Source organism: Brachybacterium halotolerans subsp. kimchii, assembly GCF_020792675.1.
GTDB classification, from domain to species: domain Bacteria; phylum Actinomycetota; class Actinomycetes; order Actinomycetales; family Dermabacteraceae; genus Brachybacterium; species Brachybacterium halotolerans.
Window position 1 is genome coordinate 1,106,150 of record NZ_CP086254.1, and the last position, 19,821, is coordinate 1,125,970.

Here is a 19,821-nt window from a genome sequence, read left to right on the forward strand (position 1 = left end):
ATCCGACGCGGGAGCGTCGGTGCTGTGGACGCAGGGCACCTGGGGAGGACCGACGGCCCGCGCGCGGTCCGCCCGCACCGCCCCCGCGTGCAGAGACCAGTGCGCGCGCCTCCCGGCCCTAGAGTGTCCGGGTGACCCCACCACCCCGCGGCCGTCGCCGCAGCTCCTCGGAGGCGCCGTTCCCCGATCTCGGGCCCGTCGGCGAGGCCATCCCCATCACGACCGGCAGCGCCGAGCTCGTCGTCGAGTCCGACGGATCGGTGCTGCTCCTGGTCAACGGCGTGCCCTCCTCGCACCTGGATCCCGATCCGGAGCACCTCGTCTTCGAGTACATGCGGTGGATGCGCACGGCGATGCGCTGCTGGGCCGCCGAGAGGCGCGCCGGGGACGGGAAGGACGGCGACGGCTCGCCGCGGCGCGGGCTCGAGCTCGCCGTCGCGCATCTGGGCGGCGCCGGATGCGCGCTGCCCCGCACCCTCGCCCATGACTGGCCGCGCGCCCGCCAGATCGTCGTGGAGCTCGACGCACTCCTCGCCGAGCACGTCAGGACCTGGTTCTCCCTCCCCCGCTCCCCGCAGCTGAGGATCCGCGTCGACGACGCCGCACATGCCCTCGCGGACTGGCGCAAGGACCGCTTCGACGTGCTCACCCGCGACGTCTTCGCGGGAGATCGCACCCCGTCCTCGCTCACCTCGGTCGCGGCCGCCCGACACGCCCGCCGCGTGCTCACCGCAGACGGCCTCTACCTGGCCAACTGCGCCTCCCGCCCCGGATCGCGGCTTCTCGCCGACGAGCTGACCACGCTCTCGAGCGTGTTCGCGCATGTCGGCGCGATCGCCGAGCCGGCGCATCTCAAGGGCAGGCGGCGCGGGAACTGCGTGCTGCTCGCCTCCGACGTCCCGCTGCCCGCCTCGCTCGACCGGGCGCTGCGCTCGGATCCGGTGGCGGTGCGACTGGCCGCCGGGGAGGACGCGGCGCGGATCGCCGCCCCGGGAACGGTGCTCGAGGGCGCTGCGCAGGGCTGATGCGCGGCGGCCGCAGCCTCCCGGGAGGAGGGCCGGACCTCAGAGCGGGCGGACCTGCTCGGCCTGCGGCCCCTTCTCGCCCGGCACCACGTCGACCTCGACCCTCTGGCCCTCCGTGAGCGTGCGGTAGCCGTCCATGTCGATGCGGCTGTGGTGCACGAAGACGTCGGCCCCGGGCCCGTCGACCTCGATGAAGCCGTAGCCCCTCTCTCCGTTGAACCACTTCACGGTGCCCTGCACGGTGCTCTCTGCCATGGAAAGCGTCACTTCCTGTGTCCTGCGATGGTGCTCTGCTGCGTGCCCCGAGGGCGCGCGATGACCGGCGCCCGGCGGCTCGCCGATGCGGCCGACGGGCCCGTCCTCAGGGGACCTCGGGGCCGGAACCGGGCCCCCGCCCCGATCCGCCGCCGGTCCCGTCGTCCTCCTCGCCGGCGAGGAAGCGCTCGAAGCGGTCGGCGAGCTCCTCGCCCGTGGGCAGGTCCATCGTGGTGCTGAAGACGCCGTCGCTCTCGGTGGACTGCGCGTCGTACTGCTCCTCGAGGGCCGCGACCATGCTGAGGACCTCCTCGTTGTCGGTGAGGGTGCTCTCGAGCGCCGCGCCCGCGGCCTCGGTGAGATCTCCCAGGTCCACCAGCGGGATGTCCAGGCCGGCGCCCTCGCTGACACGGCGCAGCAGCGCGAGCGCGCCCGCCGGGAAGTCGGTGCGCGTGAGGTAGTGCGGGATCTGCGCGGCGTAGCCGATCGCAGGGTGCCCGGCCTTGCCGAGCTCGTGCTCGAGGAGCGCGCCGAACGATGCCGGGACCACGATCTCCCCTCCCTGCTCGGGCTCGTGCGCAGGGATCAGGTCGGGGTCGTTGGCGTGGGTGATCATGGCGATCGGCCGCGTGTGCGGCATGGCCATGGGGATCGCGCTCATGCCCACGACCTTCTCGACGTCGAAGAACTCGATGAGGTCGATCACGGCCTGGCTGAGGCGGCGCCACTGCAGGTCCGGCTCGGGGCCGTCGAGGTAGAGGAACGGCCGGTCGCCCTCGTCGTACATGAGGTACAGGGACATCTCGGGGACGGTGACCTCGGTGTACACCGCGCCGTCGAAGACCGCCTGCGGGCGGGAGCCGCGGTAGTCCACGAGCTCGTCGACGTCGAAGGTCACGATCCGCACGTGGCGCAGGGAGTCCTTGAGGTAGGTCGAGGCGATCCGGCACGAGTTGCCGGCGTCCACGAGACCCGGGAGTGCGTGCACGAGCGTCAGGCGGCCGCGGGGAACCGCGGCGATCACATCCGCGGACTCGTAGGCGTAGAGGTCACGGGGGTCACGCATCGATGCACCTCGCTCCTCGCAGTCGCCGTCGAGCAGGGCTTTTCCCCGCGTTCGACGCGTTCCACCATAATGGATCGCCATGTCATCGCGCGCACAGGATCAGGGCGGCACCCCCTCGTGCGCGCGGCCACCGGAAGGACGCCCCGTGGAGCCAGCAGAACCCCGGCCAGATGCGCCAGCGAGCGAGGAGGCGCACGTCGCCCGAGAGATCGCCCTCGAGCAGGACTACGCGGACCGCCTGTACGCGCGCGTGGACGAGCTGATGGCGCAGATCCAGACCAGCCTGGACGAGGTCCAGGGATCGCAGGACGCGGCGACGCATCAGAACCGCTCCGAGCGGGACGCGTTCATGGCGCTGTACGAGGACCGGCTCGCGCTGCTGCGCACGGTGAGCTCGAGCGTCGTGTTCGGCCGGCTCGACACGGACGAGGGCGAGCGCCACTACATCGGCCGCATCGGCCTGTTCACCCCCGAGCGCGAGCAGCTCCTCGTGGACTGGCGCGCCCCGGCCGCGGCCGCCTACTACCAGGCGACCAGCCTCGAGCGGCTGGGCGTGCGTCTGCGCCGCCACCTCATCTCCCAGGGGCGCGCCGTCGTCGGACTCGAGGACGACGTGCTCGACCAGTCCATGCTCGCGCAGGGCGCGGGAGGCGAGGAGGTCGTGCTGCAGGGCGAGGGCGCGCTCCTGGCCGCCGTATCCTCGCAGCGCACCGGGCGCATGGGCGACATCGTCGCCACCATCCAGGCGGAGCAGGACCGCATCATCCGCTCCGCGAACCGCGGGGTGATGGTCGTCCAGGGCGGCCCGGGAACCGGCAAGACCGCCGTCGCCCTGCACCGCGCCGCCTACCTGCTCTACACCCATCGCCGCCGCCTCGAGCACTCGGGCGTGCTGATCGTCGCTCCCACGCGCGGCTTCCTGCGCTACATCGAGCGCGTGCTGCCGAGCCTCGGCGAGTCCGGCGTGGTGATGTCGACCCCGGGCGGGCTCTTCCCCGGTGTAGAGACGACGCTGCACGAAGCGCCCGAGGTCGCGCGCCTCAAGGGCGCGGGCGCGATGGCCGAGCTGCTCTCGCGCGCGGTGAAGCAGCGTCAGCTGGTGCCGGAGCGGGATCTCGAGCTGTCGATCGACGGCACGCCCCTCAGGATCACCCGGAAGATCCTGGCCGATGCCCGCCGCGAGGCCCGCTCGACGCACAAGCCGCACAACGCCGCGCGCGCCGTCTTCGTGCGCGCGGCCCTGGACCGGCTGGTCCAGCGGTACGAGGCGGAGCTCTCCCGCCGCGGGACCACGGTGATCCCGGAGGACAGACCGGGATACCTCGACGACCTTCGCCGTGACCCCGAGGTGCGCCGCGCGCTGAACCTGGCGTGGCTGCCGTACACCCCGGAGTCGTTCCTGAGGGTCCTGTTCGCGCATCCCGAGCGGCTGCGCGCGGCCGCCCCGCGCTCCCTCGCCGGAGCGGATCTCGACCTTCTCGTGCGCTCCAAGGACGCGCCGTGGACGATCGAGGACGTGCCCCTGCTCGACGAGGTCGCGGAGCTGCTGGGCGAGGACGACCAGGCCCAGCAGGCGGACGCCGAGCGCTCCCGCCGACGCCGCGAGGCCGATCTCAGCTATGCGCGCGAGGTCATCGAGAACATCGACACCTCGGGGATCGTGCGCGACGAGGACCTCGCGGACCGCATGGACCGCGCCTCCGACGGCCGCACGCTCGCAGAGCGGGCCGCGGAGGACCGCAGCTGGACCTACGGGCACGTGGTCGTGGACGAGGCGCAGGAGCTCTCGGCGATGATGTGGCGCACGCTCATGCGCCGCTGCCCCTCGAAGTCGTTCACGATCGTCGGCGACGTCGCGCAGACCTCGTCGTCGGCGGGGACCTCCTCGTGGGAGCGCGCGCTCGCCCCGTACGTCGAGGATCGTCTCGAGGTCGAGCCGCTGAGCGTCAACTACCGCACGCCGCGTCGCATCATGGACGTGGCGCAGGCCGTGGCCGAGTCACGCGATCTCCCGATCACCGAGGTCACCTCGGTGCGCGAGGGCGACTGGCCGGTACTGCTGCACTCGGCCGACGGCGCGGGACTGCCGGACGCCGTGGCCGACGCCGTCGCCGCGCAGCAGGCCCAGGCGATCGGGCGCCTCGTCGTCCTCACTCCGGGACGGCTGCTCGAGGATGTCGTGCGCGCGCTGCGGGCACGGGACGAACTGGGCCGCATCGGCACCGGGAGCCGCGGCATCGACGACCCGATCGCCGTGATGACCCCGCAGGACGCCAAGGGCCTCGAGTTCGACGGGGTGGTCCTCGTGGAGCCCGCGGAGATCCTCGCCGATTCCGAGGGCGGCGCCGGCGACCTCTATGTCGCGATGACCCGTGCGACCCAGCGCCTGGACGTGGTGCACGCTCGGGAGCTCCCGGCGGGTCTCACCGGCCCCGCGGTCGATTCCTCACCCCGGACATGAGAAGACCGGCGGCCGTGGCTTCCCCTCCACGACCGCCGGTCGGCGGCGCGCCCGCTGGGCGCACCCTGAACATCTTAAGGGCATGACGGCCGTGCTTCGGACCGTTTTCCACCGATCGACACGGATCCCCCACGATTCCCGCGGCTCGCAGGCCTCGTATCGAGGGCCGACGGGCCGCTCCGCGACTCAGGACGCCGCGCCTCCGCTGCCGGCGGACGCGTCCTGACGCAGCTCCGAGATCGCGGACTCGAAGTCGTCGAGGGAGTCGAAGTCCTGGTAGACGCTCGCGAACCGGAGGTACGCGACGACGTCGAGCTCGCGCAGGGGCTGGAGGATCGCGAGGCCCACGGCGTGGGCGTCGACCTCGGCCTGGCCGCTCTGGCGGATGGTCTCCTCGACGCGCTGGGCGAGGACAGCGAGCTGGTCGTCGCTGACCGGACGGCCCTGGCAGGCCTTGCGCACTCCCGAGATCACCTTGGAGCGACTGAACGCCTCGCTGACTCCCGAGCGCTTGACGACCGAGAGGGATGCCGTCTCGATCGTGGAGAAGCGCCGCGAGCAGTTCGGGCACTGGCGGCGACGCCGGATCGAGGCGCCGTCGTCGGCAGTGCGCGAGTCGACGACGCGCGAATCGGGGTGGCGGCAGAACGGGCAGTGCACGTCCTCCAGCCTACCGGGCGCACCGCGGGGCGGAGAGCGGAGCCATGAGGCTCCCGTCGCACTGCCCCTGACGGATCAGGGGGCGCCGACTCAGGCGGCGTCGACGCTGCCCTCGGGGAGCTCGAGCGACTGCCCCTCGGTGATGCGGGGGCTCGAGAGGCCGTTGAGCGAACGCATCTCGCGCACGAAGTCCTGCGGGTCCTCCCCGGCGGGCGCGTACTGCTCGGCGTAGTCGCTGAGGGTGTCCCCCGCCTGCACGGTCACGGTGACCGGCTCCTGCGGATCGCCCGCGAAGGCGGAGGGGACGCCGAGGACGAGGACGCCCAGCAGGGCGACGAGGATCCCCGCGAGGAACGCGATGGCGGCCAGCAGGATGCGGCCGCGACGGGTGAGCTGCAGTCGAACACCCTTGCGAGCAGAGGCCTGCTCGGCGTGGGCCGAAGAGGTGGGGAGGGGAAGCATGGTGGCCATTGTCCGAACTCCTGTTCGATCGAATACGTGTACGACTGTAGGCCCGTCGTGCGCGACACGCAAGACCTTCCTCGAACACATGTTTGGAATCAAGCCGCCCGACGCCTAGGCTGGGCGACGAGTCCCACTGAATCGCAGGGGTGGGACAGACGAAGCGAGGAGCCGCGCAGATGACCCCGACGACCTCTGGTCCCGACCTGACCGACGACGGCCTCACCGCGCGCCAGCGACGGATCCTCGAGACGATCACCGCCGCCATCGAGCGCCACGGCTACCCGCCGACCATGCGCGAGATCGGCGATGCCGTCGGCCTCACCTCCCCCTCCTCCGTCTCCCATCAGCTCCAGGCGCTCGAGCGCAAGGGCTTCCTTCGCCGCGATCCGAAGCGCCCGCGCGCGCTCGAGGTGGTGCTGCCCGATGACGCCGGCGAGCCGACCCTCGCGCCCGTCGAGGCGATCGGCGCCGCCGCGGCCTCCGCATCGGTGAGCGTGCCGCTCGTCGGCCGGATCGCCGCCGGCATCCCGATCACCGCCGAGGAGCAGGTGGAGGACGTCTTCACCCTCCCCCAGCAGCTCGTGGGCGACGGGGAGCTGTTCCTGCTGCAGGTCGTCGGTGACTCGATGGTCGACGCCGCGATCTGCGACGGCGACTGGGTCGTCGTGCGCTCGCAGCCGGTCGCGCAGAAGGGCGAGATCGTGGCGGCGATGATCGACGGGGAGGCGACGGTCAAGACCTTCGCCCAGAGCGACGGCCACGTCTGGCTGATGCCGCACAACCCCGCGTTCGCCCCGATCCTGGGCGACCACGCCGAGATCCTCGGCAAGGTCGTGGCGGTGCTGCGCGCCGTCTGACGCGCGCCCATCGCCCCGCGCTCACTCCCCCGCGCGGGCCAGTCGTCCGAGGGCGGCGAGGGCGACCTCGGGATCCTGCGTGGGCCACAGCGGCGGCATCGCCTCGCGCAGCACGGCCCCGTAGCGCTTGGTGCGCAGACGCGGGTCGAGCACCGCGACCATGCCGCGGTCCTCGTGCGAGCGGATCAGTCGCCCTGCCCCCTGCGCGAGCAGCAGCGAGGCGTGGCGCACCGAGACCTGCATGAAGCCGCTGCCGCCCTCCGCGTCCGCCCGCTCGGAGCGCGCGGAGGTCAGCGGATCGTCGGGGCGCGGGAACGGCAGACGGTCGATGGTCACCAGGCGGCAGGTGCGTCCCTGCACGTCCACGCCCTGCCACAGGCCGATGGTCCCGAACAGGCTCGCGGTGTCGTCGCCGCGGAACTGCTCGACGAGCCGGGGCAGGGAGTCCTCCCCCTGCAGGCCGATCGGCAGGTCGAGTCGCGCGCGCACGTGCTCGGCGGCGGCCTCCGCTCCTCGCCGCGAGGAGAACAGGCAGAGCGCCCCGCCGTGCGAGGCCTCGACGAGCTCGGTGAGGTGGTCGAGCATCGCGAGCGACGGGCCCTCACGGCCGGGCGCGGGCAGGTGGGAGGCGACGTAGAGGATCCCCTGGCGGCGATAGTCGAAGGGGCTGCCCACGTCGATCCCCGCCCACGCGCTGCGGTCCTCGAGCGGGGGGACGTCCTCGGCGTCCATGCGTCGGCGCGAGCCCAGTCCGATGGCGCGGGCGGACGGCTCGAAGCGTCCGCCGAGGGCGAGCGTCGCGGAGGTGAGCACGGCGGTGGTGTCCTCGAGGATGCGTCCGCGCATGGCGCCCGCGACGTCGAGCGGGGCGACCTGGAGGCTCGAGCGGCCGGTGCGCTCGGAGTGGGAGACCGAGACGACATCGTCCTCGTCGGGCGCGGTGAGACGCTCGCAGACATCGACGATCTCCTGCAGGTTCGCGCGCACCGCCTTGCGGGCGCCGGCCGCGGTCGGTGCGTCGCCGCCCGCGTCCTTGGCGTCGGCGTGCGCGCCGCGCGCCTCCGTGCGCAGGTGCGTGAGGGCGTCGGTGGCGGCTGCGGGCAGGGCGCCCATGACGCGTCCGTCGGGCAGCTCGGGCAGGACCGTGTTCAGCTCCTCGCCGGCGTCGTCGAGCGCGGTCGCGGCGACGCCGAGACCGCGCAGCTCGCGCACGGCTCCGCGCACCATGCCCACGGTCAGCTGGTCGGTGACGGCGCTCGTCACGCGAGCGGTGAGCTCGTGCGCCTCGTCGAAGACCACGGCGTCGTGGTCGGGGATGATGCCGTGGTTGTCGAAGGAGTCGATCGCGAGCAGCGCGTGATTGGTGACCACGAGGTCGACCTCGCGGGCGACGGCGCGGTTGCGCTCGGCGAAGCACTGGTCCACGAGCGGGCAGTGCCCTCCCAGGCACTGCGAGCCGGTCACCGAGACCTGGTGCCAGGCGCGGTCGGAGACGGGCATGTCCAGATCGTCGCGGTCGCCGGTGTCGGTGAGCGCAGACCACTCGCGCAGCCGCTTCACCTGCTCCCCGAGGCGTTCGGAGGAGCCGCTCGCGGGATCGGCGGCGGTCTGGGAGAAGAGCGCCCCGGGGTCGATGTCGCTCGGGTAGCCGCCGTCGATCTTGTGCAGGCACAGGTAGTTCCCGCGCCCCTTGAGCAGGGAGAAGGTGGGGGTGCGCGGGAGGTGCGGGGCGAGCGCCTCGACGATGCGCGGGAGGTCCTTGCGCACGATCTGCGACTGCAGGGCGATGGTCGCCGTGGAGATCACGACCGGCCGTCCCGTCACGACCGCGTGGCGCAGTGCGGGCACGAGGTACGCGAGGGATTTACCCGTGCCGGTGCCGGCCTGGACCAGCAGGTGACGCTGTCCCTCGAGGGCCGTGTCGACCGCGTTCGCCATCCGGGTCTGGCCCTCGCGGCGCGTCCCCTCCAGTCCCTCCACGGCGGCGTCCATGAGCACGTCGAGATCGGCGATCGGCGACGCGGAGGCTTCAGGGGCGGCAGGCACCGGCCCACCCTAGCCGCGGGCCGTGCGCGCATCGCCGAGGCGCGTCGGGGCCCGCGGAGGTGACGCGTCACGTCGGCCGGGGAGGGGCCGATGCTCGGGAGCGGCCCCTCAGGCACAGCGCCTCAGGCGTCGACGAGCGACCGGATCTCCGCGGCGAGCGCGGAGTCGACCCGGGCGTGCAGGCGCGTGCCCTCGGGCAGGTGCTCCTCGCCGAGGATCTCGCCGGTCGAGTGGGCGCGCGAGACGAGGTCGCCGCGCGTGTACGGCACGACCGTGTCGATCTCGACGGCCGGCCGCGGGAGGCGCTCGGCGATGAGGTCGCGCAGTTCGTCGACCCCCTCGCCCGTGCGCGCGGAGACCACGGCGGACTCCCCTGCCAGGCTGCGCAGGCGCGCGATCGTCTCGGGCGACGCGATGTCGGCCTTGTTCAGCACGATGATCTCGGGGACGTCGAAGCCGTCGATGTCGGCGAGCACACCGCGCACCGCCCGGATCTGGCCCTCGGGATCAGGATGCGAGGCATCCACCACGTGGAGCAGCAGGTCGGCGTCGCCGACCTCCTCGAGGGTGGAGCGGAACGCCTCGACGAGCTCCGTGGGCAGGTGTCGCACGAAGCCCACGGTGTCGGCGTAGGTGAACTCGCGGCCGTCGGGCGTCTGAGCCCGTCGGACCGTCGGGTCCAAGGTCGCGAACAGGGCGTTCTCCACGAGGACGCCGGCGCTCGTGAGCCGGTTCAGCAGCGAGGACTTCCCGGCGTTGGTGTAGCCGGCGATCGCGACGGCGGGCACCTCGCGGCGGTTGCGGTCGGCGCGCTTGGCCTCGCGGCTCGGGGCCATGTCCCTGATCTCGCGGCGCAGCTTGGACATCCGCGTGCGGATGCGACGGCGGTCGAGCTCGATCTTCGTCTCGCCGGGTCCGCGCGAGCCCATGCCGGCGCCGCCCGCGGCGACGCGCCCGCCGGCCTGACGGGACATGGACTCGCCCCAGCCGCGCAGGCGCGGCAGCAGGTACTCGAGCTGCGCGAGCTCGACCTGCGCCTTGCCCTCGCGGGACTTGGCGTGCTGGGCGAAGATGTCGAGGATCAGCGCGGTGCGGTCGACGACCTTGACCTTGACGATGTCCTCGAGGGCGCGGCGCTGGCTGGGCGCGAGCTCGCCGTCGGCCACGACGGTGTCCGCACCGGTCTCGGCGACGATCTCGGCGAGCTCCGCGGCCTTGCCCTTGCCCAGGAAGGTCGCGGGGTCGGGGTGCTGGCGGCGCTGCATGACGCCGTCGAGCACCTCGGAGCCGGCGGTCTCGGCGAGCGCGGCGAGCTCCCGCAGGCTGTTCTCGGCGTCATCGGAGTTGCCGGAGGTGTAGATGCCGGCGAGGACCACGCGCTCGAGGCGCAGCTGGCGGTACTCGACCTCGGTGACGTCCTCGATGTCCGTGCGGATGCCCGCGACGCGGCGCAGGGCGCGGCGGTCGGCGAGGTCGAGCTGCTCGCCGTCGGTGTCCGAGGCGTAGGTGACGGCGGAGACGGAGGCGTCGCCGCGCGCGAGGATCCGACGGGTCAGGGGGTCGCTGCTCGTGCGCTCGTCCGCTCCGGCGACCTCCTCGCCGCCGTGCTCCTGCGCGGGGGCGTTCTCGGAGTCCGGGTGAAAAGCGATCGGCACGGTGGCGGCCTTCTTCCTGTGGGGTGCGTCGGGCGGGTGCTGCGGGGATCCGCCGGGGCGGATCGTGAGCATCAAGAATCCCACGGCGCGGCGCGCGGGGCGAGAGATTTATGCCCAGGGCGCATCGGCCGACGCGGTCCCGGCGCGGCGGATGCGTACGCTGTGTCCGTGTCCGAGCACTACTTCTCCCCCACCAGCGCGACCGACGCCTCCCGCCTGCCGCTGACCGCGCGGCTCGCGGGCGCCGAGAGGGACCTCGTCAGCTCCCGCGCGGTGTTCTCCGCACGCGGGCTGGACAAGGCGACCGCGGTGCTCCTGGACCGTCTGGACACGCTCGCCCCGGTGCCGTCCGGGGCGCGGATGCTGGATCTGGGCTGCGGGTGGGGGCCGATCGCGCTCAGCGCCGCGCTGCTCCACCCGGACGCAGACGTCTGGGCGGTCGACGTCTCCGAGCGCGCCCGCGAGATCACCGCGGAGAACGCCGAGCGGCTGGGCCTGCGGGTGCGCGTCGCCGCACCCGACGACGTCCCCTCCGACCTGCTGTTCGACACCATCTGGTCGAACCCGCCCATCCGGATCGGCAAGCAGGAGCTGCACGATCTCCTGCTGCGCTGGTGCGGACGCCTCTCCGCGCAGGGGACCGCCGGCCTCGTGGTCGGCAGGAACCTCGGCGCGGATCCCCTGGCCGCATGGCTGGACGAGCAGCTGCCGGGTCGCACGGTGCAGAAGGTCGCGAGCGCGAAGGGCTTCCGGATCCTCGAGGTAGGACCGCTCGCGGGGTCCTGAGCGCGCCCCTCCCGGGCGCATGCGAGCACGGCGCGCGATCCGACGCGATCCGACGCGATCCGATCTGCAGAGCGTGAGCCGTGCGGCTTCCGATCGAGCGATCGGCTGCCGACCGGACGATCGGCGGCCGATCGTCCCCTCGGGACCGGTCAGGCGTGCGGGAGCGCGGTCTCCCCGTCGGCCACGAGCTGCGCGGGGCCGGCGAGGGTGACCTGGCCGTCCTCGGCGCGGGCGACCTCGAGGGTCCCGCCGGGCACGTCGACCCGCCAGGGTCCGCTGCCGTCGTCCCCGGCCCAGAGGGCGGAGACCACGCCGACGGCCGCCGCGCCCGTCCCGCAGGACTGGGTCTCGCCGACGCCCCGCTCGAAGACGCGCATCGCCACGTGCGCGGGACCGCGGCGGACGACGAACTCGATGTTCGCCCCGTGCTCGGGCTCGGGGTCGAGGCCCGGGCGGACGGCCAGGTCGAGATCCTCGAGGACCAGGTCCTCGGGCAGCTCGACGACCGCATGGGGATTGCCCATGTCCGCGTCCCACGCGGGCAGCTCGCGCCCGGCGATGCGCACCGTGCGGACGGGCCCGTCGGACACGCCGGCGGGGCCCATGCCCACGCGCACCTGCCAGGGGTCGCCCGGGCTCGGCGGATCCGCCAGGACCTCGAGGCGGCGCACGCCGGAGCGGGTCCAGATGTCCAGGGGCGCCTCGCCTCCGGGCAGGCGCCCGGCGCGCGAGAGGAAGGCGGCGAACACGCGCACGCCGTTCCCGCACATCTCCGCGACCGAGCCGTCGGCGTTGCGGTAGTCCATGAACCATTCGGGGGCGTCGTCGGGGGCGTCGATGCCGGCGGCGCGGGTGCGCACCACGCGGATCACGCCGTCGCCGCCGATGCCGCCGCGACGGTCCGCGAGCGCCGCGACCACGGAGGCGTCGAGCGCGAGAGCGCCCTCCGGGTCGTCGAGGATCACGAAGTCGTTGCGGGTGCCGTGCCCCTTGGTGAAGCGCAGCGCGAGGGGCGCGGAGGCGGCGGCCGCGGAGGACTCGTCACGGTGTGTCGGCATGCCCGGAAGCCTACGCGCGCACCTCCGCGCGATGCGCGGCGACGAGGTCCAGCGCACGTGCGAGGAGATCGTCGGAGGACGCCGGCAACCAGGCCACGCGCTCGTCGCGCCGGAACCAGGTGTCCTGCTTGCGCACCAAGCGCCGGGTCCCGGCGACGGTCGCGTCGATCGCCTCGCGGCAGGTCATGGCGTCGTCGAGGACGGCGAGCGCCTGCTCGTACCCGATCGCGCGGCGCGCGGTCGCGCCCTCGTCGAGCCCCTGCGCGCGCAGGGCGCGGACCTCGTCGAGCAGTCCCTGCTCGACCATCCGATCCACGCGCACCGCGACCCGTGCACGCAGGTCCTCGCGTTCACGATGCAGTCCGATCTGCAGCGTCGCGGGGTCCAGGTGCTCGCGCCGCGGGAGGTAGGCGCGGAAGGATCCTCCGGTGATCTCGCCGACCTCGAGGGCGCGCACGATGCGTCGCGCGTCCTGCGCTCCGATGGCCGCGGCGGCCTCGGGGTCGGTGCGCTCGAGCTCGGCCCGCAGGGAGGCGACACCCTCGCTCTCGGCGCGCCGCTCCAGTCGCGCACGGACCTCGGGATCAGTGGGCGGGAAGCGGATGTCGTCGAGGAGGGCGCGCACGTACAGACCGGATCCGCCGACGACGACGGGCACGTGCCCGCGGGCGCGGATCTCCGTGATCGCCGCACGGGCCTCGCGCTGGTAGGCGGAGACGCTGGCCTCCTGCGTCACCTCGAGCACGTCCAGCAGATGGTGGGGGACGCGCTCGCGCTCGGCGGCGCCGACCTTCGCCGTGCCGATGTCCATGCCGCGGTAGAGCTGCAGGGCGTCCGCGTTGATGATCTCGCCGTCCAGGCTCTCGGCGAGGTCGAGGGCCAGGTCGGACTTGCCCGTGGCGGTCGCACCGACGATCGCGAGGATCGGCAGGTGCGGGGCGGGCGCGGGCATGCTGCGCACTGTACCCGGAGTGCCGTGGACAACCCCCGCGGTGCCCTCGCGCGCGCAAGGGGCTAGTGTGGGGCCCGTCCCGATCGCCCCTACGTCCACGAGGTTCCAGGTGACACAGCAGCAGGCCTCCTCCGCCACCGCGTCGATGGAGGGTCTGGACCCGATCAGCACCGACCGCGTCGAGGCGGCGCTGTCCGGCCACGGCTACGCCTTCGTGGAGGACACCGATCATCCCGAGGTGCTGCGCGCGCGGTTCGACGACTACCGCTTCCAGTTCATGCTCACCGGCGAGGCCGGCAGCGTGCTGCAGATCCGCGGCCGCTGGAACCGCTCCGTCTCGCGCGCCCACAAGCCCGAGATGCTCAAGCTCTGCAACGAGTGGAACATGAGCCGTGTCTGGCCCAAGGTGTACGTGCGACGCGAGTCCGAGGGCCTGCTGGGGCTGTACGGCGAGGTCACCTCCGACTTCAGCTCGGGCGCCTCCGATCAGCAGATCGACCGCGCGATCGAGTGCGGGCTGCGCACCGTCATCGCGTTCTTCCACGAGCTCGAGGAGCGTCTGGGCGCGGAGGTCGACGAGCTCGACGACTGAGCCCGCCCGTTCGGGGGATCCCCCCCCCCCGGGAGCCGGGGCCCGACCGCGCTGACGTCCGTGCCGCAACACCGCGTACGTGCCGATCGCCGAGGCCGTCCAGAAGATCCTCGACGAGAACCATGACGACCTGCAGGAGGTGATCGGCTGATGCAGCCGAAGATCGTAGGACACCGCGGCGCCGCGAGGCTCGCTCCCGAGAACACGCTGCGCGCCTTCCGCGCGGGCGTCGACGCGGGCGCGGACCTTCTCGAGTGCGACGTGCACCTGAGCGCCGACGGGCAGCTCGTGATCATGCACGACACCACGATCGACCGCACCGCCGCCGAGGACTCCCCGCTGCGCAGCGGGTCCCTCGCGGAGCTCACCCGCGCCGAGCTCGACACCGTGCTGCTGCCGGACGGCGAGAGCGTCCCCTCCCTCGAAGCGGTCCTCGACATCGCCCAGGGCGCGGGCGTCCCGATCTTCGTCGAGGTCAAGGCGGTCGCGGCCGCCGAGCAGACGGCGCAGCTGCTCGTCGACCGGGACCTCGACCAGAGCAGGGACGGGGTGGCCCCCGCCTGGATCATCTCCTTCAAGCCCGAGGCGCTGCGCGCCGCCCGGGCGGTGGCTCCGCAGATCCCGCTCTCGGCGATCACGCACGTCGCCGACGAGGACTTCTGGGCGCTCGCCGAGGAGCTGCGGACCGAGGCGGTGAGCCTGCAGATGTCGAAGCTGCCGGACGCCGACGTCGCCCGCGCCCGCGAGGCCGGGCATCTCGTGAACGCCTGGACCATCAACGACGAGGAGCCGCTGCACCGCGCCGTCGCCCTCGGCGTCGACACGGTCACGAGCGACGACCCGGCGTGGGCCCGCCGCGTCCTCGCGGGTCGCGGGGGCGTCGGCGCGCACTGACCCGCGTCAGCGCGGGCGGAGGATCACCGGCACGGCCGCGGACCGGGCGTCGTCAGCGGGCGCGCAGGGTCGGCATGCCGAGGCCGACGGGCCCCTGCGGGGCCGGTGCCCCGGTCCCGCACGCATCCCCGTCGTCGAGGCCGCTCTCGCGTGCCTCCCAGGCGTCGCCCGAGCGGGTGCGGCGGACGGCGAACGGACTGTCGGCGATGAGGTAGTGCCCGGCCGCGCGGGTGACCGTCGTGGTCACGAGGTCGCCGGGGCGCGGCCGCTCTCCGTCCGCCGTGTCCTCGGGCAGGGCCACGTGCACGAGTCGGTTGTCCGCCGCGCGGCCCGAGATGCGGTGGGTGTCCGCGTCGCGCGTGCCCTCGCCCTCGGCGATGAGCACCTCGACCTCGCGGCCCTCGAAGGCGCGGTTCTCCTCGAGGCCGATGCGCTCCTGGAGCGCGGTGAGCCGCTCGAAGCGCTCGCGGACGACCTCGGGCGGGACCTGGTCCTCCATGGTCGCGGCGGGCGTGCCCGGGCGCACCGAGTACTGGAAGGTGAAGGCGCTCGCGAAGCGGGAGGCCTCCACGACCTCGAGGGTGCGCGCGAAGTCGTCCTCCGTCTCGCCGGGGAAGCCGACGATGATGTCCGTCGTGATGGCCGCATGCGGGATCCTCTCGCGCACGCGGTCGAGGATGCCGAGGAACTTCTTCGACCGGTAGGACCTGCGCATGCGCCGCAGCACGTCGTCGGAGCCGGACTGCAGCGGCATGTGCAGCTGGGGCATCACCGCGGGGGTCTCGGCCATCGCGTCGATGACGTCGTCCGTGAACATCGCCGGGTGCGGGGAGGTGAAGCGGACGCGCTCGAGGCCGTCGATCTCCCCGCAGGCGCGCAGCAGCTTCGCGAAGGCGCCCCGGTCCCCGAACTCCACGCCGTAGGAGTTCACGTTCTGCCCCAGCAGGGTCACCTCGATCGCGCCGCTCGCGACGAGGTCGCGGACCTCCGCCAGCACGTCTCCGGGTCGGCGGTCGCGCTCCTTGCCGCGGAGGGAGGGGACGATGCAGAAGGTGCACGTGTTGTTGCAGCCCACGCTGATCGACACCCAGCCCGCGTAGACGGATTCGCGGCGCGTGGGGAGCGTCGAGGGGAAGACCTCGAGGGACTCCAGGATCTCGACCTCGGCGCGGGCGTTGTGGCGGGAGCGCTCGAGCAGCACGGGCAGGGAGCCGATGTTGTGGGTGCCGAAGACGACGTCGACCCAGGGCGCGCGCTCGGTGATCGCGGAGCGGTCCTTCTGGGCGAGGCAACCGCCCACGGCGATCTGCATGCCGGGGTTCGCGTCCTTGCCGGGGCGCAGGGCGCCGAGGGTGCCGTAGAGGCGGTTGTCGGCGTTCTCGCGCACGGCGCAGGTGTTGAAGACGACCACGTCGACCTCGCCGCGGCGGGGATCCGCTGCGGCGGGCGCGGCGACGTAGCCGGCCTCCTCGAGCAGGCCCGTGAGGCGCTCGGAGTCGTGGACGTTCATCTGGCAGCCGAAGGTGCGGACCTGGTAGGTGCCGCGGGCGGCGGAGGCGGCGTCGGCGTTCTGCGGGGCGAGCACGGAAGTCATGATGCGACCAGGGTACGACCCGTCCACGGGGGCTCCGCGAAGGTCACCATGGGGTAACGGACCGGGCGGAGCAGGGATGCGGGCGGCCGGGAGAGCGTACGGTCGCGCCATGACCCAGACCACATCTGCGTCCCGGAGTGAGTCCGGGACGGCCCCTCCTCTCGTGACGATGCGAGAGGTGCAGAAGCATTTCGGGGACCTCCACGTGCTCCGGGACATCGATCTCGAGGTCGATGCGGGCGAGGTGGTCGTGGTGCTGGGCCCCTCGGGTTCCGGGAAGTCGACGCTGTGCCGCACGATCAACCGCCTGGAGACCATCGACTCCGGCGACATCACGATCGACGGCAGTCCGCTGCCCTCCTCCGGCCCCGGGCTCGCGCGGCTGCGGGCGGAGGTGGGCATGGTCTTCCAGTCCTTCAACCTCTTCGCCCACAAGAGCGTGCTGGACAACGTGACCGTCGCCCCCATCAAGGTCAAGAGGATGCCGCGCCGGGAGGCCGAGGAGCTCGGCATGAGGTTGCTCGAGAGGGTGGGCGTGGCCGACCAGGCGCAGAAGCTGCCCGCGCAGCTCTCGGGCGGGCAGCAGCAGCGGGTCGCGATCGCGCGCTCCCTGGCGATGCAGCCCAAGCTCATGCTGTTCGACGAGCCCACGTCGGCCCTCGACCCCGAGATGATCAACGAGGTCATCGAGGTGATGACCGACCTCGCCCGCGAGGGGATGACGATGATCGTTGTCACCCACGAGATGGGCTTCGCCCGCCGCACGGCCGACAGGGTCGTGTTCATGGACGCGGGACGGATCCTCGAGGTCGCCCCGCCCGACCGGTTCTTCACCGCGCCCGAGTCCGAGCGCGCGAAGGACTTCCTGTCCAAGATCCTCCACCACTGACCGCACTGACCGCCGTGCGAAGCCGCTCGGCACCCGAGGCACCGAAGGAGCCCGTCATGTCACGCCAGCGTCCCGATCACGTCCCCACCGAGCACCAGCCCTCCCCCACCGGTCCCGCCGTCCGCACGGGCCTCTCCCTGCGCCCGGGCACCCCCAGCCGTCGCGTCTTCCTCACCGGGACGGTCGGCGCCGCCGCGGCGCTCACCCTCGCCGCGTGCGGCGGAGGCGACGACGCCTCCGACGACGTCGCCGATGTCGACTCCTCGAGCTTCGAGGAGGGCTCGACGATGGCGAAGCTCGCCGACGCCGGGAAGATCACCGTCGGCACCAAGTTCGACCAGCCGCTGTTCGGCCAGGCGGGCCCCGACGGCAAGCCCACCGGTTTCGACGTCGAGATCGCGAAGATGATCGCCGCGGCCCTCGGCATCAAGGCCGACAAGATCGAGTGGACCGAGACCGTCTCGGCGAACCGCGAGCCGTTCATCCAGAACGGGCAGGTCGACATCGTGGTCGCGACCTACACGATCAACGACGAGCGCAAGAAGGTCGTCGACTTCGCGGGCCCGTACTACACGGCCGGCCAGGCGCTCATGGTGAAGAAGGGCGACGACGCGATCACGGGACCGGACGATCTCAAGGACAAGAACGTCTGCTCGGTCGAGGGCTCGACCCCTGCGCAGAACATCGAGGACAACTACCCCGACGCGAAGCTCGTCACCTTCGACACCTACTCCAAGTGCGTCACCGCCCTGGACAACGGTCAGGCCGACACCGTCACCACCGACAACGTGATCCTGGCCGGCTTCGTCGCGGCCGACAAGGACAAGCTGCAGATGGTCGACGACGGCAAGACCTTCACGAAGGAGCCCTACGGGATCGGTCTGAAGAAGGGCGACGACGACTTCCGCGAGTTCATCAACGACACCCTCCAGAAGGCCTACGACGACGGCAGCTGGGCGGAGGCCTGGAAGTCGACGGCCGGGCAGGTCCTGCCCACCCCGGATCCGCCGAAGATCGACCGCTACTGAGCGCCCGCCTCCGAGCCGCCGCCCATGGGAAGCCTCCTCGCCTCGCGCGCCGCCGTCTGGGACGCGTTCACCACCACCCTCTTCCTCGCCGTCACCGCCGGAGTGCTCGCACTGCTGGTGGGGACGCTGCTCGCCGCCATGCGGGTCTCCCCCTACGCGCCGCTGCGCACCGTGGCGACCGTGTACACCGAGTTCCTGCGCAACACCCCGCTCACGATCGTGTTCTTCTTCTTCGTGTTCGTGACCCCCTCGATGGGGTTCACCTTCGCCTACAAGGTGGCGGCGGTGATCGCGCTGACCTGCTACACCTCGGCGTTCGTCGCGGAGGCGGTGCGCTCGGGCATCAACTCGGTGGCGGTGGGGCAGGCGGAGGCGGCGCGCTCGCTGGGCATGTCGTTCGGCCAGAACCTCGCGATCGTGGTGCTCCCACAGGCCTTCCGCACGGCGATCCCTCCGCTGATCAGCGTGCTCATCGCTCTTGTGAAGAACACGTCGGTCGCCGGCGCCTTCAGCGTGCTCGAGCTGTTCGCGCTCTCGAAGCGGCTGACGAACGCGCACTCCTCGGACGTCATCGCGATCCTCGTGGGCATCGCGCTGTGCTATCTGGTCATCTGCATACCGCTGGGGCGTCTCGCGGCGGCCCTCGAACGGAAGGCGGCGTTCGCACGATGAGCAGCGGTCCTGTCCTGTACGACGTCCCCGGGCCCGACGAGAAGCGGCGCGAGCGCCGCGTGAGCTGGGTGGTCGGCGCCTTCCTGGTCATCGTCCTGGTGGTGCTGGGGTGGCGTCTCGCCTCCAACGGCGTGTTCGACGACCGCTGGCGGATCCTCGTCGAGGCGCCCCCGAACTTCGCCGGCTACCAGGTGCAGGACATCTGGTCGGCCGTCTTCCGGGGACTGCTCAACACGCTGCTGGCCGCGGTGATCTCCCTTCCGCTCGCGATGATCCTGGCGATCCTCCTGGTCTCGCTCCGCTCGGCGCCGTGGCGCGGTCTGCGGTGGCTCGCCTCGGCGGTGATCGAGATCTTCCGTGCGCTGCCCGTCGTGCTCGTCATGCTGTTCGGGATCCTGGTGCTCCCCGGCGCCTCGCCCCTGGTCGCCGTGGTCTTCGGCCTCGTCGTCTACAACGCGGCGGTCTTCGCGGAGATCCTGCGCGCGGGCATCAGCGCGCTGCCTGCAGGCCAGACCGAGGCCGCGTACTCGCTGGGGATGCGCAGCGGTCTGATCTACCGCACGATCCAGCTGCCGCAGTCGGTGCGCATGATGCTCCCCTCGCTCATCGCCCAGGGCGTCGTCCTCATCAAGGACTCCTCGCTCGGGTACATCGTGGGCTATGCGGAGCTGCTGCGCCAGATCAGCCGGGTCGCCGACGCGCTCACCAACGCCGACTACCTGCTCCCGCTGCTGGCCGTGGGCGCCGCCGTGTTCGTGACCCTCAACGTGTTGCTCTCGCGCCTGGCGGTGTGGGTCCAGCGCCATGGGCGTCTGCAGCGCCGGGGCGCCCGCGTGGCGCGCACCGCAACTCTCGTGGAGGAGTGA

19 protein-coding genes are annotated in these 19,821 nt (G+C 72.4%); 10 read left to right on the forward strand and 9 right to left on the reverse strand.

Annotated features, from left to right (window positions below):
- Positions 1 to 131 precede the first annotated feature (131 nt).
- A complete protein-coding gene (locus Bra3105_RS04950) occupies positions 132 to 1,025 on the forward strand; it encodes a spermidine synthase (RefSeq protein ID WP_228358844.1) in 894 nt (297 codons plus the stop codon).
- 39 nt (positions 1,026 to 1,064) lie between these two features.
- Here the strand turns inward: Bra3105_RS04950 and Bra3105_RS04955 are convergent, their stop codons facing one another.
- Positions 1,065 to 1,280, reverse strand: coding sequence for a cold-shock protein (locus tag Bra3105_RS04955; RefSeq protein WP_228358845.1), 216 nt, complete (start codon positions 1,278 to 1,280; stop codon positions 1,065 to 1,067).
- Positions 1,281 to 1,386: 106 nt separating this feature from the next.
- Entirely contained in the window at positions 1,387 to 2,346 is a 960-nt protein-coding gene (locus Bra3105_RS04960) for a PAC2 family protein (protein WP_228358846.1), read from the reverse strand.
- A 145-nt stretch (positions 2,347 to 2,491) separates the two neighbouring features.
- Between Bra3105_RS04960 and Bra3105_RS04965 the strand changes: the two genes are divergently transcribed.
- Complete coding sequence (locus Bra3105_RS04965; protein ID WP_228358847.1) at positions 2,492 to 4,807, forward strand: HelD family protein; 2,316 nt, start codon at positions 2,492 to 2,494, stop codon at positions 4,805 to 4,807.
- 186 nt (positions 4,808 to 4,993) lie between these two features.
- Here the strand turns inward: Bra3105_RS04965 and nrdR are convergent, their stop codons facing one another.
- Both nrdR and Bra3105_RS04975 read right to left on the reverse strand, forming a co-directional pair.
- Positions 4,994 to 5,467, reverse strand: coding sequence for a transcriptional regulator NrdR (gene nrdR, locus Bra3105_RS04970; RefSeq protein ID WP_228358848.1), 474 nt, complete (start codon positions 5,465 to 5,467; stop codon positions 4,994 to 4,996).
- Between the two features lie 90 nt (positions 5,468 to 5,557).
- Entirely contained in the window at positions 5,558 to 5,929 is a 372-nt protein-coding gene (locus Bra3105_RS04975; protein ID WP_228358849.1) for a LysM peptidoglycan-binding domain-containing protein, read from the reverse strand.
- A gap of 179 nt (positions 5,930 to 6,108) precedes the next feature.
- Between Bra3105_RS04975 and lexA the strand changes: the two genes are divergently transcribed.
- A complete protein-coding gene (gene lexA / locus Bra3105_RS04980; RefSeq protein WP_228358850.1) occupies positions 6,109 to 6,789 on the forward strand; it encodes a transcriptional repressor LexA in 681 nt (226 codons plus the stop codon).
- Positions 6,790 to 6,810: 21 nt separating this feature from the next.
- On the opposite strand, the gene Bra3105_RS04985 is transcribed toward lexA, so the two are convergent.
- On the reverse strand, positions 6,811 to 8,781 hold the full coding sequence (locus Bra3105_RS04985) for an ATP-dependent DNA helicase (RefSeq protein ID WP_228359604.1): 1,971 nt from the start codon (positions 8,779 to 8,781) through the stop codon (positions 6,811 to 6,813).
- A 176-nt stretch (positions 8,782 to 8,957) separates the two neighbouring features.
- Entirely contained in the window at positions 8,958 to 10,562 is a 1,605-nt protein-coding gene (gene hflX, locus Bra3105_RS04990; protein WP_228358851.1) for a GTPase HflX, read from the reverse strand.
- 96 nt (positions 10,563 to 10,658) lie between these two features.
- Here hflX and Bra3105_RS04995 point away from each other — a divergent pair, with 96 nt between their 5' ends.
- Positions 10,659 to 11,276 carry a class I SAM-dependent methyltransferase gene (locus Bra3105_RS04995; protein WP_228358852.1) on the forward strand — a complete coding sequence of 206 codons (618 nt, stop codon included), beginning with the start codon at positions 10,659 to 10,661 and terminating at the stop codon, positions 11,274 to 11,276.
- A gap of 149 nt (positions 11,277 to 11,425) precedes the next feature.
- On the opposite strand, the gene dapF is transcribed toward Bra3105_RS04995, so the two are convergent.
- Positions 11,426 to 12,334, reverse strand: a complete 909-nt coding sequence (gene dapF / locus Bra3105_RS05000) for a diaminopimelate epimerase (RefSeq protein WP_228358853.1) — start codon at positions 12,332 to 12,334, stop codon at positions 11,426 to 11,428.
- A 10-nt stretch (positions 12,335 to 12,344) separates the two neighbouring features.
- Positions 12,345 to 13,286, reverse strand: a complete 942-nt coding sequence (miaA, locus tag Bra3105_RS05005) for a tRNA (adenosine(37)-N6)-dimethylallyltransferase MiaA (RefSeq protein WP_228358854.1) — start codon at positions 13,284 to 13,286, stop codon at positions 12,345 to 12,347.
- Positions 13,287 to 13,395: 109 nt separating this feature from the next.
- Here miaA and Bra3105_RS05010 point away from each other — a divergent pair, with 109 nt between their 5' ends.
- Entirely contained in the window at positions 13,396 to 13,878 is a 483-nt protein-coding gene (locus Bra3105_RS05010; RefSeq protein ID WP_227488213.1) for a type III secretion system chaperone family protein, read from the forward strand.
- Between the two features lie 150 nt (positions 13,879 to 14,028).
- Complete coding sequence (locus Bra3105_RS05015; protein ID WP_228358855.1) at positions 14,029 to 14,772, forward strand: glycerophosphodiester phosphodiesterase; 744 nt, start codon at positions 14,029 to 14,031, stop codon at positions 14,770 to 14,772.
- A gap of 52 nt (positions 14,773 to 14,824) precedes the next feature.
- Here Bra3105_RS05015 and miaB read toward each other — a convergent pair whose 3' ends face one another.
- The gene (gene miaB, locus Bra3105_RS05020) at positions 14,825 to 16,366 is read right to left on the reverse strand and encodes a tRNA (N6-isopentenyl adenosine(37)-C2)-methylthiotransferase MiaB (protein ID WP_228358856.1); all 1,542 of its coding nucleotides are present in this window, start codon (positions 16,364 to 16,366) and stop codon (positions 14,825 to 14,827) included.
- 169 nt (positions 16,367 to 16,535) lie between these two features.
- Between miaB and Bra3105_RS05025 the strand changes: the two genes are divergently transcribed.
- Genes Bra3105_RS05025 through Bra3105_RS05040 form a run of 4 tightly spaced genes read left to right on the forward strand, consistent with a single transcriptional unit; the run spans position 16,536 to position 19,821 of the window.
- A complete protein-coding gene (locus tag Bra3105_RS05025; protein ID WP_370646038.1) occupies positions 16,536 to 17,255 on the forward strand; it encodes an amino acid ABC transporter ATP-binding protein in 720 nt (239 codons plus the stop codon).
- A 56-nt stretch (positions 17,256 to 17,311) separates the two neighbouring features.
- Positions 17,312 to 18,283: a glutamate ABC transporter substrate-binding protein gene (locus Bra3105_RS05030; protein WP_228358858.1), complete on the forward strand. Its 972-nt coding sequence runs from the start codon at positions 17,312 to 17,314 to the stop codon at positions 18,281 to 18,283.
- Positions 18,284 to 18,307: 24 nt separating this feature from the next.
- Positions 18,308 to 18,955 (forward strand): amino acid ABC transporter permease, encoded by a 648-nt coding sequence (locus tag Bra3105_RS05035; protein WP_200501147.1) that lies wholly within the window; start codon positions 18,308 to 18,310, stop codon positions 18,953 to 18,955.
- The gene (locus Bra3105_RS05040; RefSeq protein WP_228358859.1) at positions 18,952 to 19,821 is read left to right on the forward strand and encodes an amino acid ABC transporter permease; all 870 of its coding nucleotides are present in this window, start codon (positions 18,952 to 18,954) and stop codon (positions 19,819 to 19,821) included. Before Bra3105_RS05035 ends, Bra3105_RS05040 begins: the two co-directional genes overlap by 4 nt.